This window comes from Photobacterium chitinilyticum, from assembly GCF_004104355.1.
GTDB classification, from domain to species: Bacteria; Pseudomonadota; Gammaproteobacteria; order Enterobacterales; family Vibrionaceae; genus Photobacterium; species Photobacterium chitinilyticum.
Genome location: NZ_RJLM01000001.1, coordinates 14,175 through 36,551, shown reverse-complemented (window position 1 = coordinate 36,551; position 22,377 = coordinate 14,175). Strand labels below are relative to the sequence as shown.

The 22,377-nt window shown below is 46.5% G+C and carries 26 protein-coding genes; 15 read left to right on the top strand and 11 right to left on the bottom strand.

Annotation, left to right across the window (positions count from 1 at the left end; all coding sequences use genetic code 11):
* Window positions 1-68 precede the first annotated feature (68 nt).
* Window positions 69-1,163: a cell division protein ZipA gene (gene zipA, locus EDI28_RS00195; protein WP_128781834.1), complete on the bottom strand. Its 1,095-nt coding sequence runs from the start codon at window positions 1,161-1,163 to the stop codon at window positions 69-71.
* Window positions 1,164-1,569: 406 nt separating this feature from the next.
* Here zipA and cysZ point away from each other — a divergent pair, with 406 nt between their 5' ends.
* The 5 genes from cysZ to crr all read left to right on the top strand — a co-directional run bounded on the left by cysZ (window position 1,570) and on the right by crr (window position 6,506).
* Window positions 1,570-2,331 carry a sulfate transporter CysZ gene (cysZ, locus tag EDI28_RS00190; protein ID WP_128781833.1) on the top strand — a complete coding sequence of 254 codons (762 nt, stop codon included), beginning with the start codon at window positions 1,570-1,572 and terminating at the stop codon, window positions 2,329-2,331.
* Between the two features lie 300 nt (window positions 2,332-2,631).
* Complete coding sequence (cysK, locus tag EDI28_RS00185) at window positions 2,632-3,600, top strand: cysteine synthase A (protein WP_128781832.1); 969 nt, start codon at window positions 2,632-2,634, stop codon at window positions 3,598-3,600.
* Window positions 3,601-3,915: 315 nt separating this feature from the next.
* Window positions 3,916-4,173 (top strand): HPr family phosphocarrier protein, encoded by a 258-nt coding sequence (locus EDI28_RS00180; RefSeq protein ID WP_128781831.1) that lies wholly within the window; start codon window positions 3,916-3,918, stop codon window positions 4,171-4,173.
* A 55-nt stretch (window positions 4,174-4,228) separates the two neighbouring features.
* On the top strand, window positions 4,229-5,956 hold the full coding sequence (gene ptsI, locus EDI28_RS00175) for a phosphoenolpyruvate-protein phosphotransferase PtsI (protein WP_128781830.1): 1,728 nt from the start codon (window positions 4,229-4,231) through the stop codon (window positions 5,954-5,956).
* Between the two features lie 40 nt (window positions 5,957-5,996).
* Window positions 5,997-6,506 carry a PTS glucose transporter subunit IIA gene (gene crr / locus EDI28_RS00170; protein WP_128781829.1) on the top strand — a complete coding sequence of 170 codons (510 nt, stop codon included), beginning with the start codon at window positions 5,997-5,999 and terminating at the stop codon, window positions 6,504-6,506.
* A 120-nt stretch (window positions 6,507-6,626) separates the two neighbouring features.
* Here the strand turns inward: crr and EDI28_RS00165 are convergent, their stop codons facing one another.
* On the bottom strand, window positions 6,627-7,523 hold the full coding sequence (locus EDI28_RS00165) for a Dyp-type peroxidase (RefSeq protein ID WP_128781828.1): 897 nt from the start codon (window positions 7,521-7,523) through the stop codon (window positions 6,627-6,629).
* A gap of 172 nt (window positions 7,524-7,695) precedes the next feature.
* Between EDI28_RS00165 and EDI28_RS00160 the strand changes: the two genes are divergently transcribed.
* A complete protein-coding gene (locus EDI28_RS00160; RefSeq protein WP_128781827.1) occupies window positions 7,696-9,297 on the top strand; it encodes a GGDEF domain-containing protein in 1,602 nt (533 codons plus the stop codon).
* A gap of 3 nt (window positions 9,298-9,300) precedes the next feature.
* Here the strand turns inward: EDI28_RS00160 and EDI28_RS00155 are convergent, their stop codons facing one another.
* Window positions 9,301-9,705 (bottom strand): hypothetical protein, encoded by a 405-nt coding sequence (locus EDI28_RS00155; RefSeq protein ID WP_128781826.1) that lies wholly within the window; start codon window positions 9,703-9,705, stop codon window positions 9,301-9,303.
* A gap of 5 nt (window positions 9,706-9,710) precedes the next feature.
* A complete protein-coding gene (locus EDI28_RS00150) occupies window positions 9,711-10,172 on the bottom strand; it encodes a DUF2919 domain-containing protein (protein ID WP_128781825.1) in 462 nt (153 codons plus the stop codon).
* Between the two features lie 469 nt (window positions 10,173-10,641).
* Between EDI28_RS00150 and EDI28_RS00145 the strand changes: the two genes are divergently transcribed.
* From EDI28_RS00145 to EDI28_RS00135, 3 genes are all read left to right on the top strand, one after another.
* Window positions 10,642-10,998, top strand: coding sequence for a DUF2956 domain-containing protein (locus EDI28_RS00145; protein ID WP_128781824.1), 357 nt, complete (start codon window positions 10,642-10,644; stop codon window positions 10,996-10,998).
* 76 nt (window positions 10,999-11,074) lie between these two features.
* Window positions 11,075-11,521, top strand: coding sequence for a DUF1499 domain-containing protein (locus tag EDI28_RS00140; RefSeq protein ID WP_128781823.1), 447 nt, complete (start codon window positions 11,075-11,077; stop codon window positions 11,519-11,521).
* Window positions 11,522-11,616: 95 nt separating this feature from the next.
* Window positions 11,617-11,823 carry a hypothetical protein gene (locus EDI28_RS00135; RefSeq protein WP_128781822.1) on the top strand — a complete coding sequence of 69 codons (207 nt, stop codon included), beginning with the start codon at window positions 11,617-11,619 and terminating at the stop codon, window positions 11,821-11,823.
* A gap of 47 nt (window positions 11,824-11,870) precedes the next feature.
* On the opposite strand, the gene EDI28_RS00130 is transcribed toward EDI28_RS00135, so the two are convergent.
* From EDI28_RS00130 to napF, 6 genes are all read right to left on the bottom strand, one after another.
* Complete coding sequence (locus EDI28_RS00130) at window positions 11,871-12,005, bottom strand: TIGR02808 family protein (RefSeq protein WP_128781821.1); 135 nt, start codon at window positions 12,003-12,005, stop codon at window positions 11,871-11,873.
* 39 nt (window positions 12,006-12,044) lie between these two features.
* Complete coding sequence (locus EDI28_RS00125; RefSeq protein WP_128781820.1) at window positions 12,045-12,620, bottom strand: NapC/NirT family cytochrome c; 576 nt, start codon at window positions 12,618-12,620, stop codon at window positions 12,045-12,047.
* Window positions 12,621-12,650: 30 nt separating this feature from the next.
* Window positions 12,651-13,115, bottom strand: coding sequence for a nitrate reductase cytochrome c-type subunit (locus tag EDI28_RS00120; RefSeq protein ID WP_128781819.1), 465 nt, complete (start codon window positions 13,113-13,115; stop codon window positions 12,651-12,653).
* Window positions 13,116-13,206: 91 nt separating this feature from the next.
* Window positions 13,207-15,693, bottom strand: coding sequence for a periplasmic nitrate reductase subunit alpha (napA, locus tag EDI28_RS00115; protein WP_128781818.1), 2,487 nt, complete (start codon window positions 15,691-15,693; stop codon window positions 13,207-13,209).
* Complete coding sequence (locus EDI28_RS00110; RefSeq protein ID WP_128781817.1) at window positions 15,690-15,962, bottom strand: chaperone NapD; 273 nt, start codon at window positions 15,960-15,962, stop codon at window positions 15,690-15,692. Before EDI28_RS00110 ends, napA begins: the two co-directional genes overlap by 4 nt.
* A 3-nt stretch (window positions 15,963-15,965) precedes the next feature.
* The gene (gene napF / locus EDI28_RS00105) at window positions 15,966-16,457 is read right to left on the bottom strand and encodes a ferredoxin-type protein NapF (protein WP_128781816.1); all 492 of its coding nucleotides are present in this window, start codon (window positions 16,455-16,457) and stop codon (window positions 15,966-15,968) included.
* A 310-nt stretch (window positions 16,458-16,767) separates the two neighbouring features.
* On the opposite strand from napF, the gene narQ reads away from it, so the two are divergent.
* Genes narQ through EDI28_RS00090 form a run of 3 tightly spaced genes read left to right on the top strand, consistent with a single transcriptional unit; the run spans window position 16,768 to window position 19,426 of the window.
* Window positions 16,768-18,462 carry a nitrate/nitrite two-component system sensor histidine kinase NarQ gene (gene narQ, locus EDI28_RS00100; protein ID WP_128781815.1) on the top strand — a complete coding sequence of 565 codons (1,695 nt, stop codon included), beginning with the start codon at window positions 16,768-16,770 and terminating at the stop codon, window positions 18,460-18,462.
* Between the two features lie 11 nt (window positions 18,463-18,473).
* Window positions 18,474-19,100: a response regulator gene (locus tag EDI28_RS00095; RefSeq protein ID WP_128781814.1), complete on the top strand. Its 627-nt coding sequence runs from the start codon at window positions 18,474-18,476 to the stop codon at window positions 19,098-19,100.
* Window positions 19,101-19,129: 29 nt separating this feature from the next.
* Entirely contained in the window at window positions 19,130-19,426 is a 297-nt protein-coding gene (locus EDI28_RS00090; protein ID WP_233353240.1) for a DUF4156 domain-containing protein, read from the top strand.
* A 72-nt stretch (window positions 19,427-19,498) separates the two neighbouring features.
* Here EDI28_RS00090 and EDI28_RS00085 read toward each other — a convergent pair whose 3' ends face one another.
* Window positions 19,499-19,780, bottom strand: a complete 282-nt coding sequence (locus EDI28_RS00085) for a winged helix-turn-helix domain-containing protein (protein WP_128781812.1) — start codon at window positions 19,778-19,780, stop codon at window positions 19,499-19,501.
* Window positions 19,781-20,171: 391 nt separating this feature from the next.
* On the opposite strand from EDI28_RS00085, the gene EDI28_RS00080 reads away from it, so the two are divergent.
* Genes EDI28_RS00080 through EDI28_RS00070 form a run of 3 tightly spaced genes read left to right on the top strand, consistent with a single transcriptional unit; the run spans window position 20,172 to window position 22,377 of the window.
* Window positions 20,172-20,537: an ArsC family reductase gene (locus tag EDI28_RS00080; protein ID WP_128781811.1), complete on the top strand. Its 366-nt coding sequence runs from the start codon at window positions 20,172-20,174 to the stop codon at window positions 20,535-20,537.
* Between the two features lie 14 nt (window positions 20,538-20,551).
* Window positions 20,552-21,682, top strand: a complete 1,131-nt coding sequence (dapE, locus tag EDI28_RS00075; RefSeq protein WP_128781810.1) for a succinyl-diaminopimelate desuccinylase — start codon at window positions 20,552-20,554, stop codon at window positions 21,680-21,682.
* The gene (locus tag EDI28_RS00070) at window positions 21,682-22,377 is read left to right on the top strand and encodes a M15 family metallopeptidase (protein ID WP_128781809.1); all 696 of its coding nucleotides are present in this window, start codon (window positions 21,682-21,684) and stop codon (window positions 22,375-22,377) included. Before dapE ends, EDI28_RS00070 begins: the two co-directional genes overlap by 1 nt.

Here is a 22,377-nt window from a genome sequence, read left to right as displayed (position 1 = left end):
ATTCTTCCTATCGTATAAAAATAAGGCCCCTAGAAAGGGGCCTGATTATATCTCATTCAATACCCGCGTTACGGCCGAGTATAAAGCTTGGCTTTTTCTCGATACTCGTTAATACGGTGCGGGGTGATCATCGCTCGCTCATGGTCGAGCACATCAGCACCCAGCTCGTCAGCGACACGCTGAACAGTCTGAAGCATCTGGTTAAAATTAAGATCAGGGCGACCATGACAAGGCAGCATTAGATAAAATGCAATACCCGGTGTTTCAAAACCATCACTACCACCGTCAGGAAAGTGAGCCGGATGGATCATATTGGTTACAGAGAAAATAATCGGCCCGGTGCCAGCAACATCAGCATGGCGGTGATAAACCGAATTTTCACCATAAAATAGATCGTTTTGTTCCAGGCTATTGAACAATTTGGTACCACGCAGGCTGTCACCTTTTCGAGCATGCACATTCAGCACCAAATAATCAGGCTTAAGCTCTGGCTCTGGCTCTGGCTCTGGCTCTGGCTCTGGCTTAACAATGATTTGCTCTTCGACGACAGGCTCAACATGAAGTGGCTGCTCACTTGGCTGTACGACTGTCATTTCTTCAGGGGCTATCAATGTCTGCTGAGGCAGTTCAGGCTCAGCGGTCACCTCTACCGGTGCAACAAACTGCGGCGGCTGGGGGTTATCAGACGCTACATACTCGGGAGCCACAGACGACGATTCAACAGGCACAGGATCAACAGGTGAAGACTGTGGAAGCTCAGTCTGTACTGCTGGCGCACTTAGCGAGTCAGGCTTGACCACAGCAGGCTGTGAATCAGGCTTGGCCGACATTTTAGGCAAGTCTAACGCAGACTCTGGAGAGAAATCACTGGCGCTTGGTTCCATCAACGGATCCGCCTCGATTTTTTCCCCAAAATGGAGTTCAGGCTCTCTTCGAGATACCTTTTCAGGTGCTGGAATATCACTATTCACCACCCTTACGTTACCGACACCATCCTGATCAAAGCCTTCAGCATCGACATTGCTCGCATCATCTAACTTGCCCAGCGGCTTCTCACCAAACTTAGCGGGTTTTTCCTTTCGGCTACTCCACAAGCCATGCAACAATAACGCTGCAATAGCCAGAGCGCCGACAATAATAAGAACCAGACGCAATTCCTGCATATGAATACTCTGAATTTACTCGTTACCCATAACGGGATTAATGACAATACAATAAATGTTTCATCAGGCGATTCAATGGTCAATACATCACATTGAACTAACCTGATAACTCTCTACTAATTCCTTTGATTATCTGCCTAAGTAGTGCAGATAATCAAAGGAATTAGTAGTAATGTACCAAATCTCAAATCAGAAAGAGAAGATGATTATCGTGATTCGTGCAAGATAGTGCTCCTGAGCACAAAATCGAGCAAAATACAGTCAGTTCCATGGCGTTTTTCTACTTTCCTTCCTAAGACCGCTTCAATGAAATTTGATTCTGTGCCCTGCACACCGTTAACATGCTCTTACTATTCTTTTCTTGGCTAAAAAAACCGACCTAGAAAAGCTCATAAAGGAGAATCAGATGCAACAATCACCAGCAATGCAAAGTCCGGTCAGCGGAGCCGGGTATTTCTTTAAGGGAATGTCGTTAGCGATGCAGCCAGGTACCCGCCGCTTCGTCATTTTACCTCTGCTGGTGAATATCGTCCTGTTCGGAAGCGCTTTCAGTTTTGTATTGAGTCAGCTGAGTGACTGGATCAATAGCTGGATGGCTTATCTCCCGCAATGGCTAGACTGGCTTTCATACCTACTGTGGCCACTACTGGCAGTTGCGGCACTAGTCACCTTTTCATATTTTTTCAGCACCATAGCCAACTGGATTGCCGCCCCGTTTAACGGACTGCTAGCCGAACACCTCGAGGCTAAGTTAACCGGAGAGCCTGCGCCAGATGCAGGGCTAAAAGATATTCTCAAAGATCTGCCACGGATCATGAACCGAGAATGGATAAAACTGAAATACTACCTGCCAAAGGCACTTGGCCTGTTTATCCTGCTATGGATCCCCGCAATCGGTCAGACTGTAGGTCCGGTACTGTGGTTCCTGTTCAGTGCCTGGATGATGAGCATTCAATATGCCGACTATCCGTTTGACAACCACAAGGTACCATTTTCCACTATGCGCGATGCGCTGAAGGTAAAGCGCGGCAAGTCCCTCAGTTTTGGCAGCCTGGTAATGCTATTCACCATGACACCGCTGCTTAACCTTATCGTTATGCCTATCGCAGTCTGTGGTGCCACGGCAATGTGGGTAGATCACTACCGGGCGCAGTATAAGCTGCACTAAAGACAAACAGATTCGATTGACTGGTTTCAAGGTTCAAGAAAAAGCGAAAGGTATTAGCCTTTCGCTTTTTTAAAGCCCTCTGGACATATAGCCTTAGGGCTGATCTTCTGCTCTTTTTCACCTATCAAAACGCTGCACCACTTGCTTCCTAAAGCGAAAAATACTTTCTGGTACCCAAGGAAGGCGAGGCCTTCCGCCTATATAACAATAAGATATAACAATAAATTACTTTCCAAATGCCAATCACGGTTTATGCTTTATTTGTCATTTGTTGAAACGTGTCACGAAGGAACGACAAGCATGAGCAAGATTTACGAAGATAACTCCCTAACGATTGGTAACACCCCGCTAGTTCGTCTTAACCGTGTAAGTAAAGGTAACGTACTGGCTAAAATTGAAGCTCGTAACCCTAGCTTCAGCGTTAAATGCCGTATCGGCGCAAACATGATTTGGGATGCAGAAAAGAAAGGCATCTTAAAAGAAGGTGTTGAGCTAGTTGAACCAACGAGTGGTAATACAGGTATTGCCCTTGCTTTTGTTGCATCAGCGCGTGGCTATAAGCTTACTCTAACCATGCCAGAAAGCATGAGCCTAGAGCGCCGCAAGTTGCTGAAGGCTCTGGGTGCCAATCTGGTACTAACGGAAGCACCGAAAGGTATGAAGGGTGCAATTGAGAAAGCGGAAGAAATTGTGGCATCTGATCCATCCAAATACCTTCTTCTTCAGCAATTCAACAACCCGGCCAACCCAGAAATTCACGAAAAGACAACAGGACCAGAACTCTGGGATGCTACTGATGGCGAAATAGATGTGTTCGTTTCAGGTGTAGGAACCGGTGGTACACTCACAGGTGTCAGCCGTTTCATTAAGCAACAGAAAGGAAAAGCCATCACAACAGTTGCCGTTGAGCCTTCCGAGTCTCCGGTGATTACCCAGACAGTAAACGGCGAAGACATTCAACCTGCCCCACACAAAATTCAAGGGATCGGTGCCGGCTTTATTCCTGGTAACCTCGACCTTTCACTAATCGATGAAATCGAGCGCGTTAGTTCCGAAGATTCGATTGAAATGGCACGCCGCCTCATGGAAGAAGAAGGCATTCTTGCCGGCATATCTTCTGGTGCCGCAGTTGTAGCTGCCAACCGAATCGCTGAACGGCCGGAATTTGCCGGAAAAAACATTGTTGTAGTGCTACCAAGTTCAGGTGAGCGCTATCTGTCCACGGCACTGTTTGCTGGTATCTTTACTGAAAAAGAAACCCAACAGTGATCACACTTTATAATGATAGATTGCTAATTGTTGCTTAAAAGCCCCCCTTGAGGGGGCTTTTTTGTTGCATTTTGATCCGAGCTTTAATATAAATCCGTTGCGTTTTATTTTTAGCGTCGAAATAAAAGGTCAAAGATCGACCTTTTTGATGCAACCAAAACAATAAAAGTCACAAAAAATTGACTTGGATTAAGCTAAAACGTCGAACTGTTGGGTAGTTTATACTCCCAGTTAGCAAGCATACGTTATCCACGTTAAGCTTACTTTCAGTTACGTTAATATTAAATAAATACTATATCTACATCGGGGTGAAAAATGTATCAGAAGCAAGTTGAGATCACTGCAGAGAATGGCCTACACACTCGTCCAGCGGCCCAGTTCGTGAAAGAAGCTAAAACTTTCGAAGCGGACATCACAGTGACATCTAACGGTAAGAGTGCAAGCGCTAAGAGCCTGTTCAAACTACAAACTCTAGGTCTAGTTAAAGGTACTGTTGTGACTATCTCTGCAGAAGGTGCTCAGGCACAAGCAGCTGTAGATCACCTTGTAGCACTAATGGACACACTGCACTAATCTGCAGCTGTTTATTACTACTTCCCCTAGTTTTTAGTCAATTTAAGGTAAGGCTATGATTTCAGGTATCCTGGCATCTCCTGGTATTGCATTTGGTAAGGCATTACTGCTGCAGGAAGAAGAGATTGTTCTGAACAAGACTCCAATTGCTGCAGACCAAATCGAGAGCGAAATTCAATGTTTCTTCGACGCTCGAAAAAAATCTTCTGAGCAACTAGAAGAAATCAAAGAAAAAGCACGTGCTACCTTCGGTGAAGAGAAGGAAGCGATCTTTGAAGGTCACATCATGTTGCTTGAAGATGAAGAGCTTGAAGAAGAAATCATAGCCTTCATTAAAGATAACAAAGCGTGTGCAGCCCTCGCAATTCACTCAATCATCGAAGAGCAGGCAACAACGCTAGAGTCACTTGACGACGAATATCTGAAAGAGCGTGCAACGGACATCCGTGATATCGGTAACCGTTTCGTCAAAAACGCACTGGGTATCAGCATCGTCAACCTAAGTGCTATCAACGAAGAGGTTATTCTGGTTGCTAACGACCTGACACCTTCTGAGACTGCACAGATTAACCTGGATTACGTACTGGGCTTCATTACCGATATTGGTGGCCGTACCTCGCACACCTCTATCATGGCGCGTTCTCTAGAGCTACCTGCCATTGTGGGTACAAACAATATTACCGCTCAGGTTAAGAACGGCGATATGCTTGTTCTTGATGCAATCAACAACACGATTGTTATCAACCCAACCGAAGAAGAGCTAACCAAATTCAAAGCAATCCGTGACGCTCACATTGCAGAGAAAGAGGAACTAGCGAAGCTTAAAGATCTTCCGGCAATTACTCTTGACGGTAAGCAAGTAGAAGTTTGCGGTAACATCGGTACAGTAAAAGACTGTGACGGCATCAACCGTAACGGCGGTGAAGGCGTAGGTCTGTACCGTACTGAATTCTTGTTTATGGATCGTGACTCTCTTCCTACCGAAGAAGAGCAGTACCAAGCTTATAAAGACGTTGCTGAAGCAATGCACGGCGAAGCTGTAATTATCCGTACCATGGATATCGGTGGTGACAAAGATCTACCGTACCTGGATTTACCAAAAGAAATGAATCCATTCCTGGGTTGGCGTGCAGTTCGCATCAGCCTAGATCGTCGTGAAATCTTACGTGACCAGCTTCGTGGTATCCTACGCGCTTCTGCACACGGTAAAATCCGCATCATGTTCCCGATGATTATTTCTGTTGAAGAAATTCGTGAACTAAAAGCGGCTATCGAAGAGTACAAAGCAGAGCTTCGCGCTGAAGAACTGGCATTTGACGAAAATATCGAAATCGGCGTAATGGTTGAAACACCAGCTGCGGCAGCCATTGCTCACCACCTTGCCAAAGAAGTTGCCTTCTTTAGTATTGGTACAAACGACTTAACCCAGTATACTCTTGCAGTTGACCGCGGTAATGAGCTGATTTCTCACCTGTATAACCCGCTATCACCAGCAGTACTTACCGTGATCAAGCAAGTAATTGATGCTTCTCACAAAGAAGGTAAGTGGACTGGTATGTGTGGCGAGCTTGCCGGTGACGAACGTGCTACCCTATTGCTATTAGGTATGGGGCTGGACGAATTCAGCATGAGCGGGATTTCAATTCCACGCATTAAGAAAGTTATCCGTAATGCTAACTTTGCTGATGTTAAAGCTATGGCAGAACAAGCACTTGCAATGCCAACAGCAGCTGAAATCGAAGCACACGTAGAAAAATTCATCGCAGAAAAGACCATCTGCTAATATAGCTGCAGATAGAATAACAACGCTTAGGAGCAACGATATGGGTCTGTTTGACAAATTGAAGAAGCTGGTTTCTGATGACAACAACGAAGCTGGTGCAATCGAAATTATTGCACCACTATCTGGTGAAATCGTAAACATCGAAGATGTGCCAGATGTTGTTTTCGCAGAAAAAATCGTTGGTGATGGTATCGCTATCAAACCTACTGGCAGCAAAATGGTTGCACCAGTAAATGGTACTATCGGCAAGATCTTTGAAACTAACCACGCTTTCTCTATTGAGTCTGACGATGGTATCGAACTATTCGTTCACTTCGGTATCGACACCGTTGAACTGAAAGGTGAAGGCTTCACTCGTATCGCCGAGGAAGGCCAAACTGTTAAAGTTGGCGACACAGTCATCGAATTCGATCTTGCTCTACTAGAAGAGAAAGCGAAATCAACTCTGACTCCTGTTGTTATCTCTAACATGGACGAAATCAAAGAGCTGAATAAACTTTCTGGCGCAACAACTGTGGGTGAAACTCCAGTTCTACGCATCAAAAAGTAAGATTGTTTCAGTCTTAGCGAAAACGCTGCCTTCGGGTGGCGTTTTTTGTTGGGGAAAGGAAAAAATGAACTTCTAGGTGCAAGTCTTGAATCGTTACTCGCACCTAGCTTCTCAGAGTTTCTACAGACTATTTAACATTTCTGCAGCTGGTGCAAAGAAGTAAGCACCAGTAACCGCATTAGTGAAACGTAACATCGTATCTGTCTTACCATCAGTTTCGCCATACATACTCTCTAGCATCGCTTTAAAATTATGCTGTGTATTGCAATAGGCAATAAACAGCAGGCCATGCTCGCCCGTTACAGAGCCGTATGGCAGGCTGTGGCGCACGATCTTCAGGCCTTTTCCTTCTTCCTTGATATCGACACGGCCGACGTGAGAATTTTCAGGAACATCGTCCAGCTCAATAGAATCCGGCTTGGTACGACCTATCACTTTCTCCTGCGCCTGCACGCTGAGACGGTGCCATGCCGGTAGGTTATGGACAAATCGCTGAACCATTACAAAGCTACCACCGGCAAAGTCACCCTCTTTGATCAATGCTACATCACTGCGGGATTCCAATGTTTTCGGATTCTCTGTACCGTCAATAAAATCCGTCATATCCCTAGAATCAAGATACTTATAACCATATGTCTCATCCAACACTTCAACAGCTTCAGCAATCGGCTGTAAAAATTGGCGCAATACATAGAAATTCAAATCATGGCGGCTCGAATTAACATGAAGAAGAATATCGCCGCCGGTAGCTGGGGCTGTCACCTCGCCTTCCCCCAGGGCGCGAAAACCATCAAATTCAGCAGGGCCCCCCTTGCCTAGGGAAAGCCAGAAAGACTTGCCAAAAGAAACACTCGCACGCAAGTTTGCGTCTGCTTGCTGCTCATTCAACACGGTCAAGCTCTGGTGGAGGCTCTGACACTGCTGAAGGACAGCTCGCTTATCTCCTACAACCTTCATAACAACATACAAGGCAAAGGGACCGGCTTCCGGTAAGATTGCAGGTTGTGCGATAGCCATATTATTCTCCTAATTAGCCATTTTACAAAAAAACATTTGAGTATATCGCGCTTCTATAGCGTGATTTTGATCGTGGTCATTGCTCTCAATAAATCACATCCCCTCTTTACTTCACAGCATTAGTTCACCAAAATTGGCTCCGGGCAAAAAACGAATCCAGCAGTTGCATATTGTGAAAAGAATACTATCTCTGCTTCTCTCCATAAACCTAGCATTACTGGCTATGCCAGCTACTGCACTGGAAAGTGTATCACTGCAGCTACGATGGTTACATCAGGCCCAATTTGCCGGGTTTTATATGGCAAAAGAGAAGGGCTTCTATCGTGATGCCGGACTGGATGTAACAATTAGAGCTGGCGGCAATAGTAAAGTCCCGCTCAATGAAGTCTTAGATAGAAACGCTGATTTTGGCGTCGGAAACACCGAGGTTCTCGTTGCCTACGGACACGGCTTTCCGCTCACAGCCCTCGCTGCAATTTTCCAGAGCTCCCCCTCTGTGCTCGTCGCGAAAGCCGATAGTGATATTCAAACTATCCATGATTTAATTGGCAAACGCGTAATGATGTTCTCGGGGACCGAAGATGCTGAACTGATTGTACTACTATCGCGCAATAACATCGCGCTATCCGATCTGGAGCAGGTTACAACCTCTGCAAATATTGATGACCTGTTAGACGGTAAAGTCGACGTATTTAATGGCTACCTCACCAACGAGCCCTTCTATTTGCAAGAACACGGAGAGCAAGCCCTTACTTTTGCACCTTCGGATTACGGTATTAATTTTTATAGCGACGTGATCTTTACCCACCAAGACTTCGCAGATAGCAATCCGAAGACCATTGAGAACTTTCTCGCAGCTAGCCTGCAAGGCTGGAATTATGCGCTCGCTCATATAGAAGAAACTCTTGATATCATAGAGCTGCAATACCAGCCGCAAAAAACACGGGCCAACCTCGCCTATGAGCTGAAGGCAACTGCGCAACTGATCATGCCCGATCTCATTGAAATCGGACATATGAATCCCAACCGCTGGCAATCCATCGCCAACGAACTGACAAAGCTAAATATTATTCCCCAAACCACGATAGATGACGATTTTCTATATCCGCTACGAGCCCAGCTTTCCTGGCAAGGCTTCAGGTTATGGATTCTGCTTGGCGGTTTGCTCTTAGCCGTGACGTCATTGACCACAGGCTATTTTTCATATGTCAATCGACAACTCAAACTGGAAATTTCACGCCGTATCAAAGCCGAACAAAAAGCGGAAGAAATGGCCAGGAAAGATACGCTTACAGGAATAGCCAATCGCTATGCCCTCGTTGAAGAGCTGCATCGTGTGGTCAATGGCATCAAACCCCGCCAGGCCAACCCCGCCTTACTGTTTATCGACCTCGATAACTTTAAAACGGTAAACGATACTTATGGTCACCATGCTGGTGACCGGGTATTACAGCAGTTTTGCTTTCGAATAGAAGGTCTTTTGAACGATGAGCACAGCTTTTTTTCCCGGCTGGCAGGCGATGAGTTTGTCATCTTGTTGAATACGACATCGGAAACTGATGCCATGAAGCTGGTAGAGGAGATTTCTTCTATTGCCCGCAAAATCTTTACCGTCGGTCCCCATAGAATCCAAATTGGTGCCAGTGTTGGGATCACCTTCTACCGCCAGGGAGATACACCCGACTACTTCCTGTCCCGGGCCGACAACATTATGTACCAAAACAAAAAGCGCTCCCAAAAGGAGCGCTTTGAAGCAACAATAAAAGCGGAATAACGATTACACAGAGGTCACTTCGACCTGAAGTTTTACTTGCTCGTCTGCGTCACCGTTCGTTGTTTCAAATGAGGTTGGTGAATTCAGCCCCGTCGACAAAGTCGGCGAGATCAGCGTTCGCCACGCACCATCATCCAGTCGCTCCTGGACCTTAAACGCAATTTTTACCTCATCGGCTGATATTTCAAGCAACTCGGCGCTGCCAACCAACTCTCGCGGATTACTGCTTTCATCGGTAGTACCGAAAAATACGGTTTCTTCGCCAGGCAACAAAGACAATGAAGTATTCACCGTTTGCGTATTGCCAGCGCTTGATAATTCAAAATTTACATCCAGTAGCCAGTCTGCCATAGCCAGAGGGCTTAAGAAGGCACTAAAAAGGACTAGGCCTTTACTCCAATCATTCATTTGCATTACCTCTCCAAGGGCTTATCCGCAAATGTATTCCTGACCCGGGTGCTCCGAGCTAAATAAGCGCTTAACCACAGCGTCAGTAACAGATTTACCGCCTGGGTCCAGCTGAAAGCACCATCAATAAGAGAAAGTTGATACACTTGCAAAGCACAATCAGTCATATAAGCAGCAAGCAAAATGGTCTTCCCGTGCTGCCATAGTCTATTTATTAGTTTTTTATTTTTATATCGTTGTCCGGTTAGCCACATTAACAGTAATGCAGGTAACCCTATTGCCATTGCGAAATACAGGTTCTCTCGCAACGGATATAAAAGCTCAAGAATCCGCGCACCTTGCTCTCGGCTCGCACCGGCCATCATAAAAACGACCCACGCCTTGGCGCTAAAAGCCAATGTCAACCAAAGCATCGCTGACGGTTTTAACAAACCATATTTGTCATAAGCATCAATCGGATATAACAAACTGTTTCCCCATATACCATTTATCTATAAGCAATGGAGGTTCAGCCTGACAATTTCAACCATTAACAAAGTAGCACGTTATATTATTTATGCTGACACGATAATTCATCTAGCTTCAATCGCAACCCTACAGTGATTAATTCTGTGCTTTACCGCACTTATCAATTGTTCATCTTGTAGCCAAGATCACGATTTTGGTAATAAAAATCGTATTTCTCCACATTTAATAACACATTCCATATAACACGGGGCTTGAAATAAAACGCACAAAAACAGCATTTAAATATAAATTTATCAACCCCTTACAGGGAGGGTGGACAGTTATTCATTAGAAGTTACACATCAATTACATGTTGAAATATTCCTACATTTTCAATGGCTTTTATTTTGATAATGACTCTTACAACCCATTTGAAGCAAGGTATAATCACCTAAAAGACTGATATCAAATACCCTCAACGGACCGAGTATGAACAAGCCAAACCAGCAAACAAGCCCATCACCAGAAACCCAGGCTGAAGCATTGAAGATTGCCCGTGCAACGCAAAAGCCCGGCCAGACGAAAGAGCAAACCAAACTTATCGCCCAAGGTATTCAAAAGGGTATCGAACAATACAAGAAGCAACAAAAAATCAAATCGCGAGAAAGAGATAAGCAGCGTAAAAAGCAGACCAAAGACAGGCATGCTCCAATGCAGCAAGAGGCCCAGACACAACAAGAGATACCAACTAACACTGAAACCCAGACTGCCTATAAACAACACTGGCTCCCTTGGCTACTGCTTGTGCTTTCATGGGGCGGATTTGCCGCATTTCTGCTGCAATAGCCAACAAGTTGATGTATTCACAAAGACAGACACAACCGTTTGATGGTCGCTTCCTCTCAAGACAAAGGACTGCAAAATGATTAAGCCGTTACTGCTACTACTGCCCAGCCTGGTACTACTTGGCTGCTCAAATGCGGACACCGAGGCTCTGGTACTGCCAGATCGCACGGTTGATATGTGTGGTGAAAAACCCAACTGCGTCTCGACCATTGAACCGCGAGGTGATTTCAGCCTAGCGGCATTCAAACTGAACCAGCAAGGGTTGAGTCAGTGGCTGGCGATCAAAGACATCGCCCTGTCCCTTCCCGGCGCTAGCCTGGGACAACAAAGCAATCATTACATTCGGGTAGAGTGCCGCAGTAAAATCTTTGGGTTTGTCGATGACTTTGAAATCAAACTACAAGGTGATGAGCTGATCGTTCGCTCCGAATCACGAACCGGGTACTCCGATTTCGGCGTCAATCGTGAACGCGCAGAGCAATTCCGCCAGCTTCTGGCGGCTGAAGAATACCTCCAAAACTAAATCCAAGTTGCAAACAAAGCAATTAAGAATAAAATATACTTGATAATGATTACCATTTAGATTTATATTTGCTGTATAGTTCTAGAGGAAATCTTATGGATAGGCCATCGTTTCTGGTATTCAGCTTTATTGGCTTAATAAGCATGGTCACCTTGCACTTGGTCGATATTTGGCTGCTAGAGTATGAAGGCTCGCTACTCAGGCAGTTTCTTCTGGAGTGGCTACCGCTATACCTAATTTGGATGGGTATGATGCTGATAGGGATATTCAAGCGAGTATCAGCTCCCCCTCGGAACCAATAAAAAAGCCATGTCTTACGACATGGCTTTGTCAATTAGCAAACACTGACTTAGGCGTTCTTGTCTTTACCTAAAGCCAGAAGCCCTACAGATATTGCAGCAACTGCCGCGAATCCCGTCAGGATGATCACTGGCATTGCGGCATAACCCAGCGTGTGCCAGATAAGCGATTCTAATGCACTCATCGTATACCTACCTTTATATTATTGCCGGATAATAAGGCTTTACTGCCAGCCTTCAACGTTTTTCATATCAGGTAGCTTATGCGCAATACCTTTATGACAGTCTACACAGGTTTTCTCACCCGAAGCCAGTGCCGTGGAGTGTTGTTTCACACTACGAGGGCCCTGCTCCGAAAAGTCCATGTATTCAAAGTTATGGCAGTTTCGACATTCCTGAGAATCATTTTCTTTCATTCGGTGCCATTCCCGGTTCGCCAGATAGCCCCGTCGTTCCTTGAACTTCTCTTCGGTACCAATCGTTCCCATAGCAAATGCCACCAGCTCTTTCGATGCCTGCACCTTGCGAACAATCTTATCTGTCCAGTTATGCGGTACGTGGCAGTCAGAACAGATTGCTCGAACCCCTGAGCGGTTGGCAAAGTGAACCGTTTCACGAATTTCTTTTACAATCGGCGCATGACAGCCCGAACAAAATTCTTCGGTATTTGTCGCTTCCATACCAGTATTGAATGCACCCCAGAACAGTAAACCGCCCATAAAGCCCATAAACAACACCAGACCAACCGCAACCTTACTTGGTGACGTTAACCGGCGCCAAAATGCTTTTAAAATATTCATCTATAGCCTCTCTTTAATTAATGGCTATAACTAGCGCAGCGCATCAACACGTTGGAAGTCATTTTCAACTAATGGCTTAGCATCTGCCTGAGGCACGTGGCACTGCAGACAGAAGTAACGACGAGGTGAAACATCTGAAAGCACCTGACCCTCACGCGTTTGGTAATGAGTCACACTGATTTTAGTTGCGCCCATTTCATTAGCATTCTTCCAGCTATGGCAAGCCAGACACTTATTGGCATTCAGTGACACTTCATAGTTTCGAATGGTGTGCGGTACCAAAGGTGGCTGGTAGACATAATCGCTATCAATCGTGCCCTGATCGCGAGGATAACGTTTGAAATCATCGGCTGCGCGCGTTGCTTCCAGCTCGCTGACACCACGCAATGATTCTACTCCGCCAATACCGCCCGGGTTATGAAGTTCTTCTGCACTCTGTGCGGCACCGGCTAACAACATACCTACAGCCATGACCGCTAAAACTAGTCGTTTCATTGTATTCTCCGCCTAATGGCTAAATTCGAGTCAAGAGAGTGACTACCCAATCGCATATCATGGGCAATCACCGCTGATATCATTCGATTACTTATACTTTGGTGATCTTGATTGGGCACTTCTTGAAGTCTGTCTGCTTAGACAGCGGATCCGTGGCATCCAAAATCAGCTTATTAACCAAAATACGAGCATCAAAGAAAGGAACGAAAACCAAGCCAACTGGTGGACGGTTACGACCTCGGGTCTCAACTCGACAACGAACTTCACCACGACGTGATGCAAGCAGCACTTCATCTCCGCGACGAAGGCCACGTGACTGGGCATCATCTGGGTGGATGTAACACACCGCATCAGGTACTGCTTTATACAGCTCAGGAACACGACGAGTCATCGTCCCTGTATGCCAGTGCTCAAGCACTCGACCAGTACATAGCCACATGTCGTAGTCTTTATCTGGCGTTTCTGGTGCTGGTTCAAACGGTGCAAAGATGATATTTGCCTTGCCATCTGGTTTACCGTAAAAACGATAGCCTTCGCCAGCAGGTACATATGGATCAGATCCTTCGACAAAGCGCCACTTAGTCTCTTTGCCGTCAACAACAGGCCAGCGCAGACCGCGTACCTGATGATAAACATCGTACGGAGCCAGGTCATGACCATGATCGCGACCAAATGCAGCGTATTCTTCGAACAGGCCTTTTTGCAGATAGAAACCCTGAGCCTTGGCATCATCGTTAAGCTCTTGCGCTTCAGAAAGCGGGAACTTATCAACCTGGCCATTACGGAACAGCACTTCATACATACTCTTACCGCGATATTCAGGCATTTTCGCAAGTAGATCCTCACCCCACACTTCTTCAATCGTGAAGCGCTTGGAGAACTCCATCAGCTGCCACAAGTCAGACTTCGCATCACCCTGAGCTTCAACCTGCTGATACCATGCCTGAGTACGACGCTCGGCATTACCGTAGGCACCTTCTTTCTCTACCCACATTGCGGTTGGCAAAATCAGATCAGAAGCCTGAGCTGTTGCTGTTGGATATGGGTCAGAGCAAACAATGAAGTTTTCTGGGTTACGGTAGCCAGGAAGTCGCTCTTCATTAATGTTCGGTCCAGCCTGCATGTTGTTGTTACACATTACCCAGTAAGCATTTAGCTTACCGTCTTTAAGCATGCGATCCTGAACAACGGCATGGTAGCCAGGCTTCGGTGGAATGGTGCCTTCAGGCAGTTTCCAGATTTTCTCGGCGATTGCACGGTGCTTAGGATTTTTAACTACCATGTCCGCAGGAAGACGGTGAGAGAACGTACCTACTTCACGCGCCGTACCACATGCAGACGGCTGGCCTGTTAGCGAGAACGGGCTGTTACCCGGCTGAGAGATTTTACCGGTTAGCAAGTGAATGTTGTAAACCAGGCTGTTCATCCACACACCGCGGGTGTGTTGGTTCATACCCATGGTCCACAGTGACATGACCTTGATTTTCGGATCGGCGTACTGCTTAGCCATCTCCAGAAGTTTCTCTTCGGAAACGCCTGACATTTTCGAGGCTTTTTCTACCGTGTACTCTGCAACCGATGCTTTATATTCCTCAAAGCTCATTGGATGCATTTTGCCAACGTTAGGGTTTTCTGCCTTTTGCTGAAGCGGGTGCTCATCACGCAAGCCGTAACCGATATCTGTCGTTGCACGCTTGAAGTGAGTATGCTTATTGACGAAGTCCCAGTTTACCGCATCGTTCTGAATGATGTAGTTGGCGATGAAGTTGGCAATGGCCAAGTCAGTCTGAGGTTCGAAAATCATTCCGTTATCAGCCAGTTCGAATGAACGGTGATAATAGGTAGACAACACGTTTACTTTTACATGAGGATTACTTAGACGGCGATCAGTAATACGTGTCCAGAGTACCGGGTGCATTTCGGCCATGTTTGAGCCCCAAAGCACAAACGCATCGGCATGCTCGAAGTCATCATAACAGCCCATAGGCTCATCAATACCAAAGGTACGCATAAAGCCACCAACAGCAGATGCCATACAGTGACGAGCATTTGGATCGATATTGTTTGAGCGGAAGCCCGCCTTCATCATTTTTGAAGCGGCATAGCCTTCCATTACCGTCCACTGGCCTGAGCCGAACATACCAACACCCGACGGGCCTTGCTTCTTCAGTGCCGCTTTCCATTTATCAGCCATCACGTCAAATGCCTGATCCCAAGATACCGGCTGGAAATCACCATCTTTGTCAAACTTACCGTTCTTCATACGTAGCATCGGTGTTTGCAGACGGTCTTTACCGTACATGATCTTCGACAGGAAATAGCCTTTAATACAGTTCAGGCCCTTGTTGACTGGTGCTTCCGGATCACCCTGGGTTGCAACAACACGACCGTTCTGCGTACCAACCAGTACCGAACAACCTGTACCACAAAAACGACAAGGCGCTTTATCCCATTTAATTTTGGTTTCATCAGAACTAACAATTAAGTTAGTTGCTGATGCTGGTAACGTAATACCAGCTACAGCTGCAGCTGATGCAGCGGCGTTTGCCTTAACAAACGCACGTCTTGTCATTTTCATGAATCATCCTCAGATTGCGAATCAAAGTGTTCAATTTGGTGATACACTAAAAAAGTTATTAAAACATGTTCTAAGTTATTGATTTTATCGATGGTGTCCGTCACGTAACCCTGATTAGCTGTCTCCAGAACTACAATGATTTTCCCCTCTTCACTTTCGCCGTGAATCTCGGTATTTGGCAATTCAAGTATTTGAGCTTTTACCACATCTAGATATTCAGGTTTAACATGAACAACCAGGCTCGAAATGTGTACTTCCTCTTGTGCCATAAGCTATTTCTCTTCTAATTCTGTCGTGAGCATACTGATGGCTGAAGCCGGGCAAACAGACAAGCAAGCCCCACAACCATTACATACGTCCGTATCAAGCTCAGGTAGTGCGACACCACCCACTTGTAGCTTGAATCGAATCGCCTGTACCTCGCACATATCTCCGCAACTTCTGCATTCAATTTTGTTCTGAGCCAAGCAGCTGGCATTGATTTGCGCTTTTATATCCCAAGGTTGCTCCGTAGTAGGGCGGAACAGCATTTCAGGACATACTTCGGCACAACGGGTACAGAAAGTACATTCACCGTGTGTAAAGTCGACGGTAGGAAAACCGCCATCGCCTTTGACAATAATCTGTGTTTCACATGCACTGATACACTTGTTACAGCGGGTACAGCTATCGACAAATGTATCTTCGTCAACAACCCAGGGCATTCGCTGTAATGCTGGTGTGCGACGCCGAGAGAGTAGATTTCGGCGAGTACGGTCAAACATTCGCTTACCTTTCGTAAAGTAATATGAATAAAATACACATTACGGGTTGTTGTTGATGCATAGACATGGTCTTAAACACTTAAAAGCTGTTCATAACCCGTCATCTTTTTACACGGTAAGTGTAAATCCCGTAATAAATGCTTAAATACCCAGTTAGGGCTAATTAGGGGGTAAAATTGTTTTGGATCAAGAAACAGAAATGACAACCCTCACAATATTGTCTACGACCATTACAACTATAGTTCAATTAATAGCCTAACCAATTGATTTACAGTCAGCTGTAATCGTTAATAAAAAGAAAGGATTTTCAGTGCAAAATCGGCCGCTCAAGCCCGTTACGACAACTATTGCCCGCGCTATGCTGGCAATCCTGCTGCTATCAGTTACCACGACCAGCTTCGCACTGTTGACACTGGCATCCAGCCTCAACGATGCAGAAGCCGTAAACGTATCCGGATCCCTACGAATGCAGAGCTACCGTCTGGCCTATGATATCCAGACCGGCTCCACTCAGCTTTCTGAACACCTCGACCAATTCGAACAATCTCTTTTCTCACCATCTATGGCAGCTTTGGAGCACTGGACTGTACCCACTGATATCAAGGTCCACTACTACAATCTCATCGGCCAGTGGGAAAACCTACATCCACTACTCGATAATGGTGAAAAACAGCTTTTTCTCAACGAAGTTGCCAATTTTGTCGACAGAATCGATAAGTTTGTATTTGAACTTCAGGAGTTTTCCGTCATTAAGCTTCAGGTGCTTTCAATCGCAGGGGGGATAGGGCTAAGCTTGATCCTGATTGTAGCCCTTTTCACAATCCACTTTACCCAGCGAAAGATTGTCTCTCCGCTCAACCAGCTGGTAGCGGCCAGCGAACAGGTACAAAGCGGTCACTTTGATGTCAGCCTGGATGTACAAAGCGATAACGAACTCGGCACCCTGGCCGGAACGTTTTCTAAAATGGCTTCAGAGCTCGAAAAACTTTATCGGGATTTAGAAAAATCAGTAGACGAGAAAACCCGCCGCCTGCGCCACGCCAACGAATCATTGCAGGTACTTTACAACTGCTCTCAGGAGCTTTCGGTAAGCCGCCTGTCATCACAGAATTTTTCGGCCATGCTCGATACCCTCATTGAAATAGAAGGCTTAACTGCAACCAAGCTGGTTATTGACGAAAACAACGGCGTAAACACCGAAATCATCACAGGCACACCGTCTGAAAAACAACAATGGCACTACCAAGATTTGGAACTTGACGGCCAGGTTCTCGGCCAGCTTTGGTGGCAGTACACCCTGCCCTGCCCGGACAAAAACCTGATCGACAATATTGCCCGTACACTGGGACGGGGGATCTATTACAATCGAGCGCAAAAGCAAGCAGAGCAATTATTGCTGATGGAAGAGCGGGCTACCATTGCCCGTGAGCTTCACGACTCACTGGCACAATCGTTGTCATATCTTAAAATTCAGATGACGTTGTTGAAAAGACAACTCGGCAAGAACGAGACTGAGAGTGCCATGCAGATTATTACGGATATCGATAGTGGCCTGTCGGGTGCCTATACTCAGCTACGGGAGTTACTCAGTACGTTCAGGCTGACAATCAAAGAAGCCAATTTTGGCGAAGCTCTCGTTGAAATGTTAAAGCCTCTTGATGAGCAAACCGATGCTATGCTCATCATAGATAACCATTTATCATCATTAAATTTAGATGCTCACCACCAGGTCCATTTATTGCAGCTGATCAGGGAAGCCGTACTCAATGCGATCAAGCATGCAGAAGCTGACGAGATTATTGTTTCCTGTAATCAGGACGGCGATCAAGTTAACATCAAGATCAACGACGATGGAGAAGGGTTTGACCCTGCCAACGAAAAACTCAATCACTATGGTCTGGCAATCATGACAGAACGGGCATCACGCCTGAATGGTGAACTGAAGATTAATACCACCCAAGGCTCTGGCTGTGAAGTCGCCTTAAGCTTTTCGCTTGAGTCTTAAGGATTATAACTATGACATGTTGGAAGATAATGATTGTGGACGATCACCCGTTAATGCGCCGGGGGATCTGCCAGTTACTTAGTTTTGAACCAGATTTTGAAATTGTGGGTGAAGCCAGCAACGGGGCCGATGCTGTATTGCTCGCCAGCGAGCAAGAACCAGACCTTATTCTGCTCGATCTCAATATGAAAGGGATGTCCGGACTCGATACGCTTAATGCCATGCGCGCCGAAGGGATCCAGTCCAGCATTGTGGTTCTCACTGTTTCTGATAGTCGTGCAGATGTCAAAGCACTGATCCAGGCCGGTGCCGATGGCTACCTGCTCAAAGATACCGAACCGGAGCAACTGATTGAGCTGCTAAAGCAGGCCCTCTGCGGTGGAAAGGCCTATAGTGACTTGGTTCGAGAATACCTTACTGATAATTCAGAACAAGATTCTTTGCTGAACTCACTAACTGATCGGGAAATGCAAATTCTGAAAGAAGTTGCCAAGGGCTATCGCAACAAGCAGATTGCCGATTCACTATTTATCTCGGAAGCGACAGTCAAAGTACACATGAAGAGCCTACTGAAGAAGCTTCAGGTGAAATCGCGTACAGCCGCGACTGTTCTGTATCTTGAATATCAAGGCCAGTAATGCTGAATAAAACCTTAGTTGGATGCTGTATGTTGATACTTGTTGGCTGCGAAACAACGCAGCTGCATAGCGACAGTAACAGCGTTCGAATTCGCTGGGATGCTGCTGAACAGCTAGAGGGCTGTAGCGATAAAGGCACCATTATCGGATCAGAGGGAAGCTGGTATTCATTTTGGCTTATCAGCAACAGAGCATTAACTGACGGCGCTTTGAACGACATAAAAAACCAAGCCGCCCAGCGTGGTGCCAATACCGTAGATCTCTATAGTCCGCAGAATTTCGGCACCTCGGTCACGCTACTGGGCAATGCCTATGATTGCCCGTAACGACGGCCAGCCGTTCCAGATATTGAGCTGAAAATTCAACAGAAAAATAAACCGCAATCATGCGGTTTATTTTTAACAGGATACGGATGTGATGATGTCCTGTTCTCGCGATTCAACCCACTGCAAGTCAAACGGTCCCCAATCACTTAATTGGTAATAACCATCATTATGGCGCTTGCCATCCTGTACAAATGCCAATTCAATGCCAAAACCCGGCAGGGCTTTTAATACATCCTGAATAGTACGACGCGGCCAGCCTGTAATTTCAATAAGTTTAGGAACATTAGGGCGTTCAAGCTGTTCAACAAGAAGCGCTAAATAAAGACGACGGGCAAAAACCGGATTCAATTCCATTGAGACCTCCATAATTCTGAGGCTTTATTATTCCGTCTTTGACGAATTGGATGTTGAGTTTGATCAAGGTGCAATTAGATTTATGGGCACCACAAGTACGATTCAGTGACCGACATCTCAATTCCTTGGTTATTCTCGCTATAAAACGGCACCTTTAATTTTCTAACAAACTTTTTATTATCAACAAGTTGTAACAAACTTGTTCCTAGTAAGTTCAATTCATTCCAAACAGAACAGGAACAATAAAGGCGTCAGTAATGTCCCTCTCTCTCACTAGAAGGAATATCCAGCTGATACCATAAAGATAACCGCAGCTAATACCATTGCGAAGCCAGAGTAATCTCGCTATAAAGGAAGGCTAATTCGAAAATAAAACTAAGTCAGCAACACTATGAGTACAATTACATACGGCATTAAAAACTGCGACACTATCAAAAAAATGAAAAAGTGGCTGGACGCAGAAAACATAGAATACCGCTTCCACGACTATCGTGTAGACGGCCTGGATCAAGCCATGCTAGAAACGTTTGAAGCTCAGCTAGGCTGGGAAGCGATGGTCAATAAACGTGGTACCACTTACCGCCAGCTCAATGACGAGCAGAAAGCCGACCTGAACCGTGAGACGGCGATTGCCTTGATGCTGGAGTTCCCGGCAATGATCAAGCGCCCGCTGCTAGTACACAATGAATCCTACCACCTAGGTTTCAAGCCCGCTCAGTACCAAGATATTTTCCACTCTTCTCTTGCAGATAAATAGTTAAGGATACAAGGATGTCAGATAGCCCGGTTATCGCCCTGGCGAAAGATTTTATCAGCCGAATTTCGGTAACCCCGGAAGATGCAGGCTGCCAGGATGTGATGATTGCACGTCTTGAAAAGCTCGGCTTCAAGATTGAAAGCATGATCTTTGAAGATACCACCAACCTGTGGGCGCGACGGGGCACGGAAGCACCTCTGTTCGTCTTTGCCGGGCATACTGATGTCGTGCCTGCCGGACCATCAGAGCTCTGGCATACTCCGCCTTTCGAGCCGACCATCATTGATGGCTACCTTCACGGCCGTGGCGCTGCCGATATGAAAGGCTCACTGGCTTGTTTCATTGTCGCGCTTGAGCGCTTTTTGGCTGACAATCCGGATCACAAAGGCTCGATTGCACTGCTTATCACCTCCGATGAGGAAGGGCCGTTTATTAACGGGACAACTCGGGTGATTGACACCCTGGAAGCCCGTAACGAGAAAATTGACATGTGCATTGTCGGCGAGCCCTCCAGTACTCACGCGGTGGGTGACGTGGTCAAAAACGGTCGCCGCGGCTCAATCACCGGCGATGTTACGCTCAAGGGCATCCAGGGCCATGTTGCCTATCCGCACCTTGCCGATAATCCGGTCCACCGTGCTATGCCGGCACTGGCAGAACTGGCGGCAACAACCTGGGATAACGGTAACGCCTACTTCCCGCCAACCAGCTTCCAGATCGCCAACCTGCATGCTGGTACCGGGGCGTCGAATGTCATTCCTGGGGAGTTTCACGTTCAGTTCAACTTCCGTTTCAGTACCGAGCTCACGGCAGGCTGCATCAAACGTAAAGTGCATTCGGTCCTCGATGCCCATGGATTGGATTATGACCTGAAGTGGACCTTCAGTGGTCACCCGTTCCTTACCGATCATGGCACTTTGCTTGACGCTGTCGTCGAAGCCATTGAGGAAGTCAACCACAAGAAACCGGAACTACTCACCACCGGTGGTACTTCAGACGGACGTTTCATTGCCCGTACCGGGGCCCAGGTTATTGAACTCGGTCCGTGCAATGCCACCATCCATAAAGTGAATGAGTGTGTAAAAGTCGCCGATCTTGAGAAGCTGACCGACATGTACCAAAAAGTATTGGAAAAAGCGCTTTAATGTCTCACTCACCTTCAGCCCGGCCGCTCAGCGCCGGGCAACTTACCGGACAAGCCGACACTCACCTGGTCAGCCACCAGCAACACTTGCTGCACCGGGACATGCAACCATCATTTATACAATTGCAACAAGCCGCCGCCCTAGCCGGATTTGACTTGCAAATAGCCAGTGCCTTTCGTCCTTTCGAGCGCCAGTTACTGATCTGGAACAACAAGTTCAGCGGCTCTCGTCCGTTACTGGATAGCAACAGCCAGCCCATTGATGCCAGCCAGCTCTCGGAGCTAGAAAAAATCCATGCCATCATGCGCTGGTCGGCGCTGCCCGGAGCCAGTCGGCACCACTGGGGAACCGATGTCGATGTCTATGCCGCTAATTGTCTGCCCAATGGAACCGACCTTCAGCTGGAGCCATGGGAATATGCCATTGGCGGCCATCAGGCAGGGTTCAGTGTCTGGCTCAACGAGCACATGAATCAATTTGGCTTCTACCTACCCTATGCCGAGGACAGAAACGGGGTTGCCGTCGAGCCCTGGCACATAAGCTACTACCCCGTTAGCCGACACTTGCTGCAACAGCTGACGCCAAAATTGCTTTACCACACACTTAACGCAAACCAAATCGCTGGAAAGTCGCAGATTTTGGCAAACCTTGGTAATCTTTATAGTAAGTACATAGAGAATATCTGTGAGGTCTAA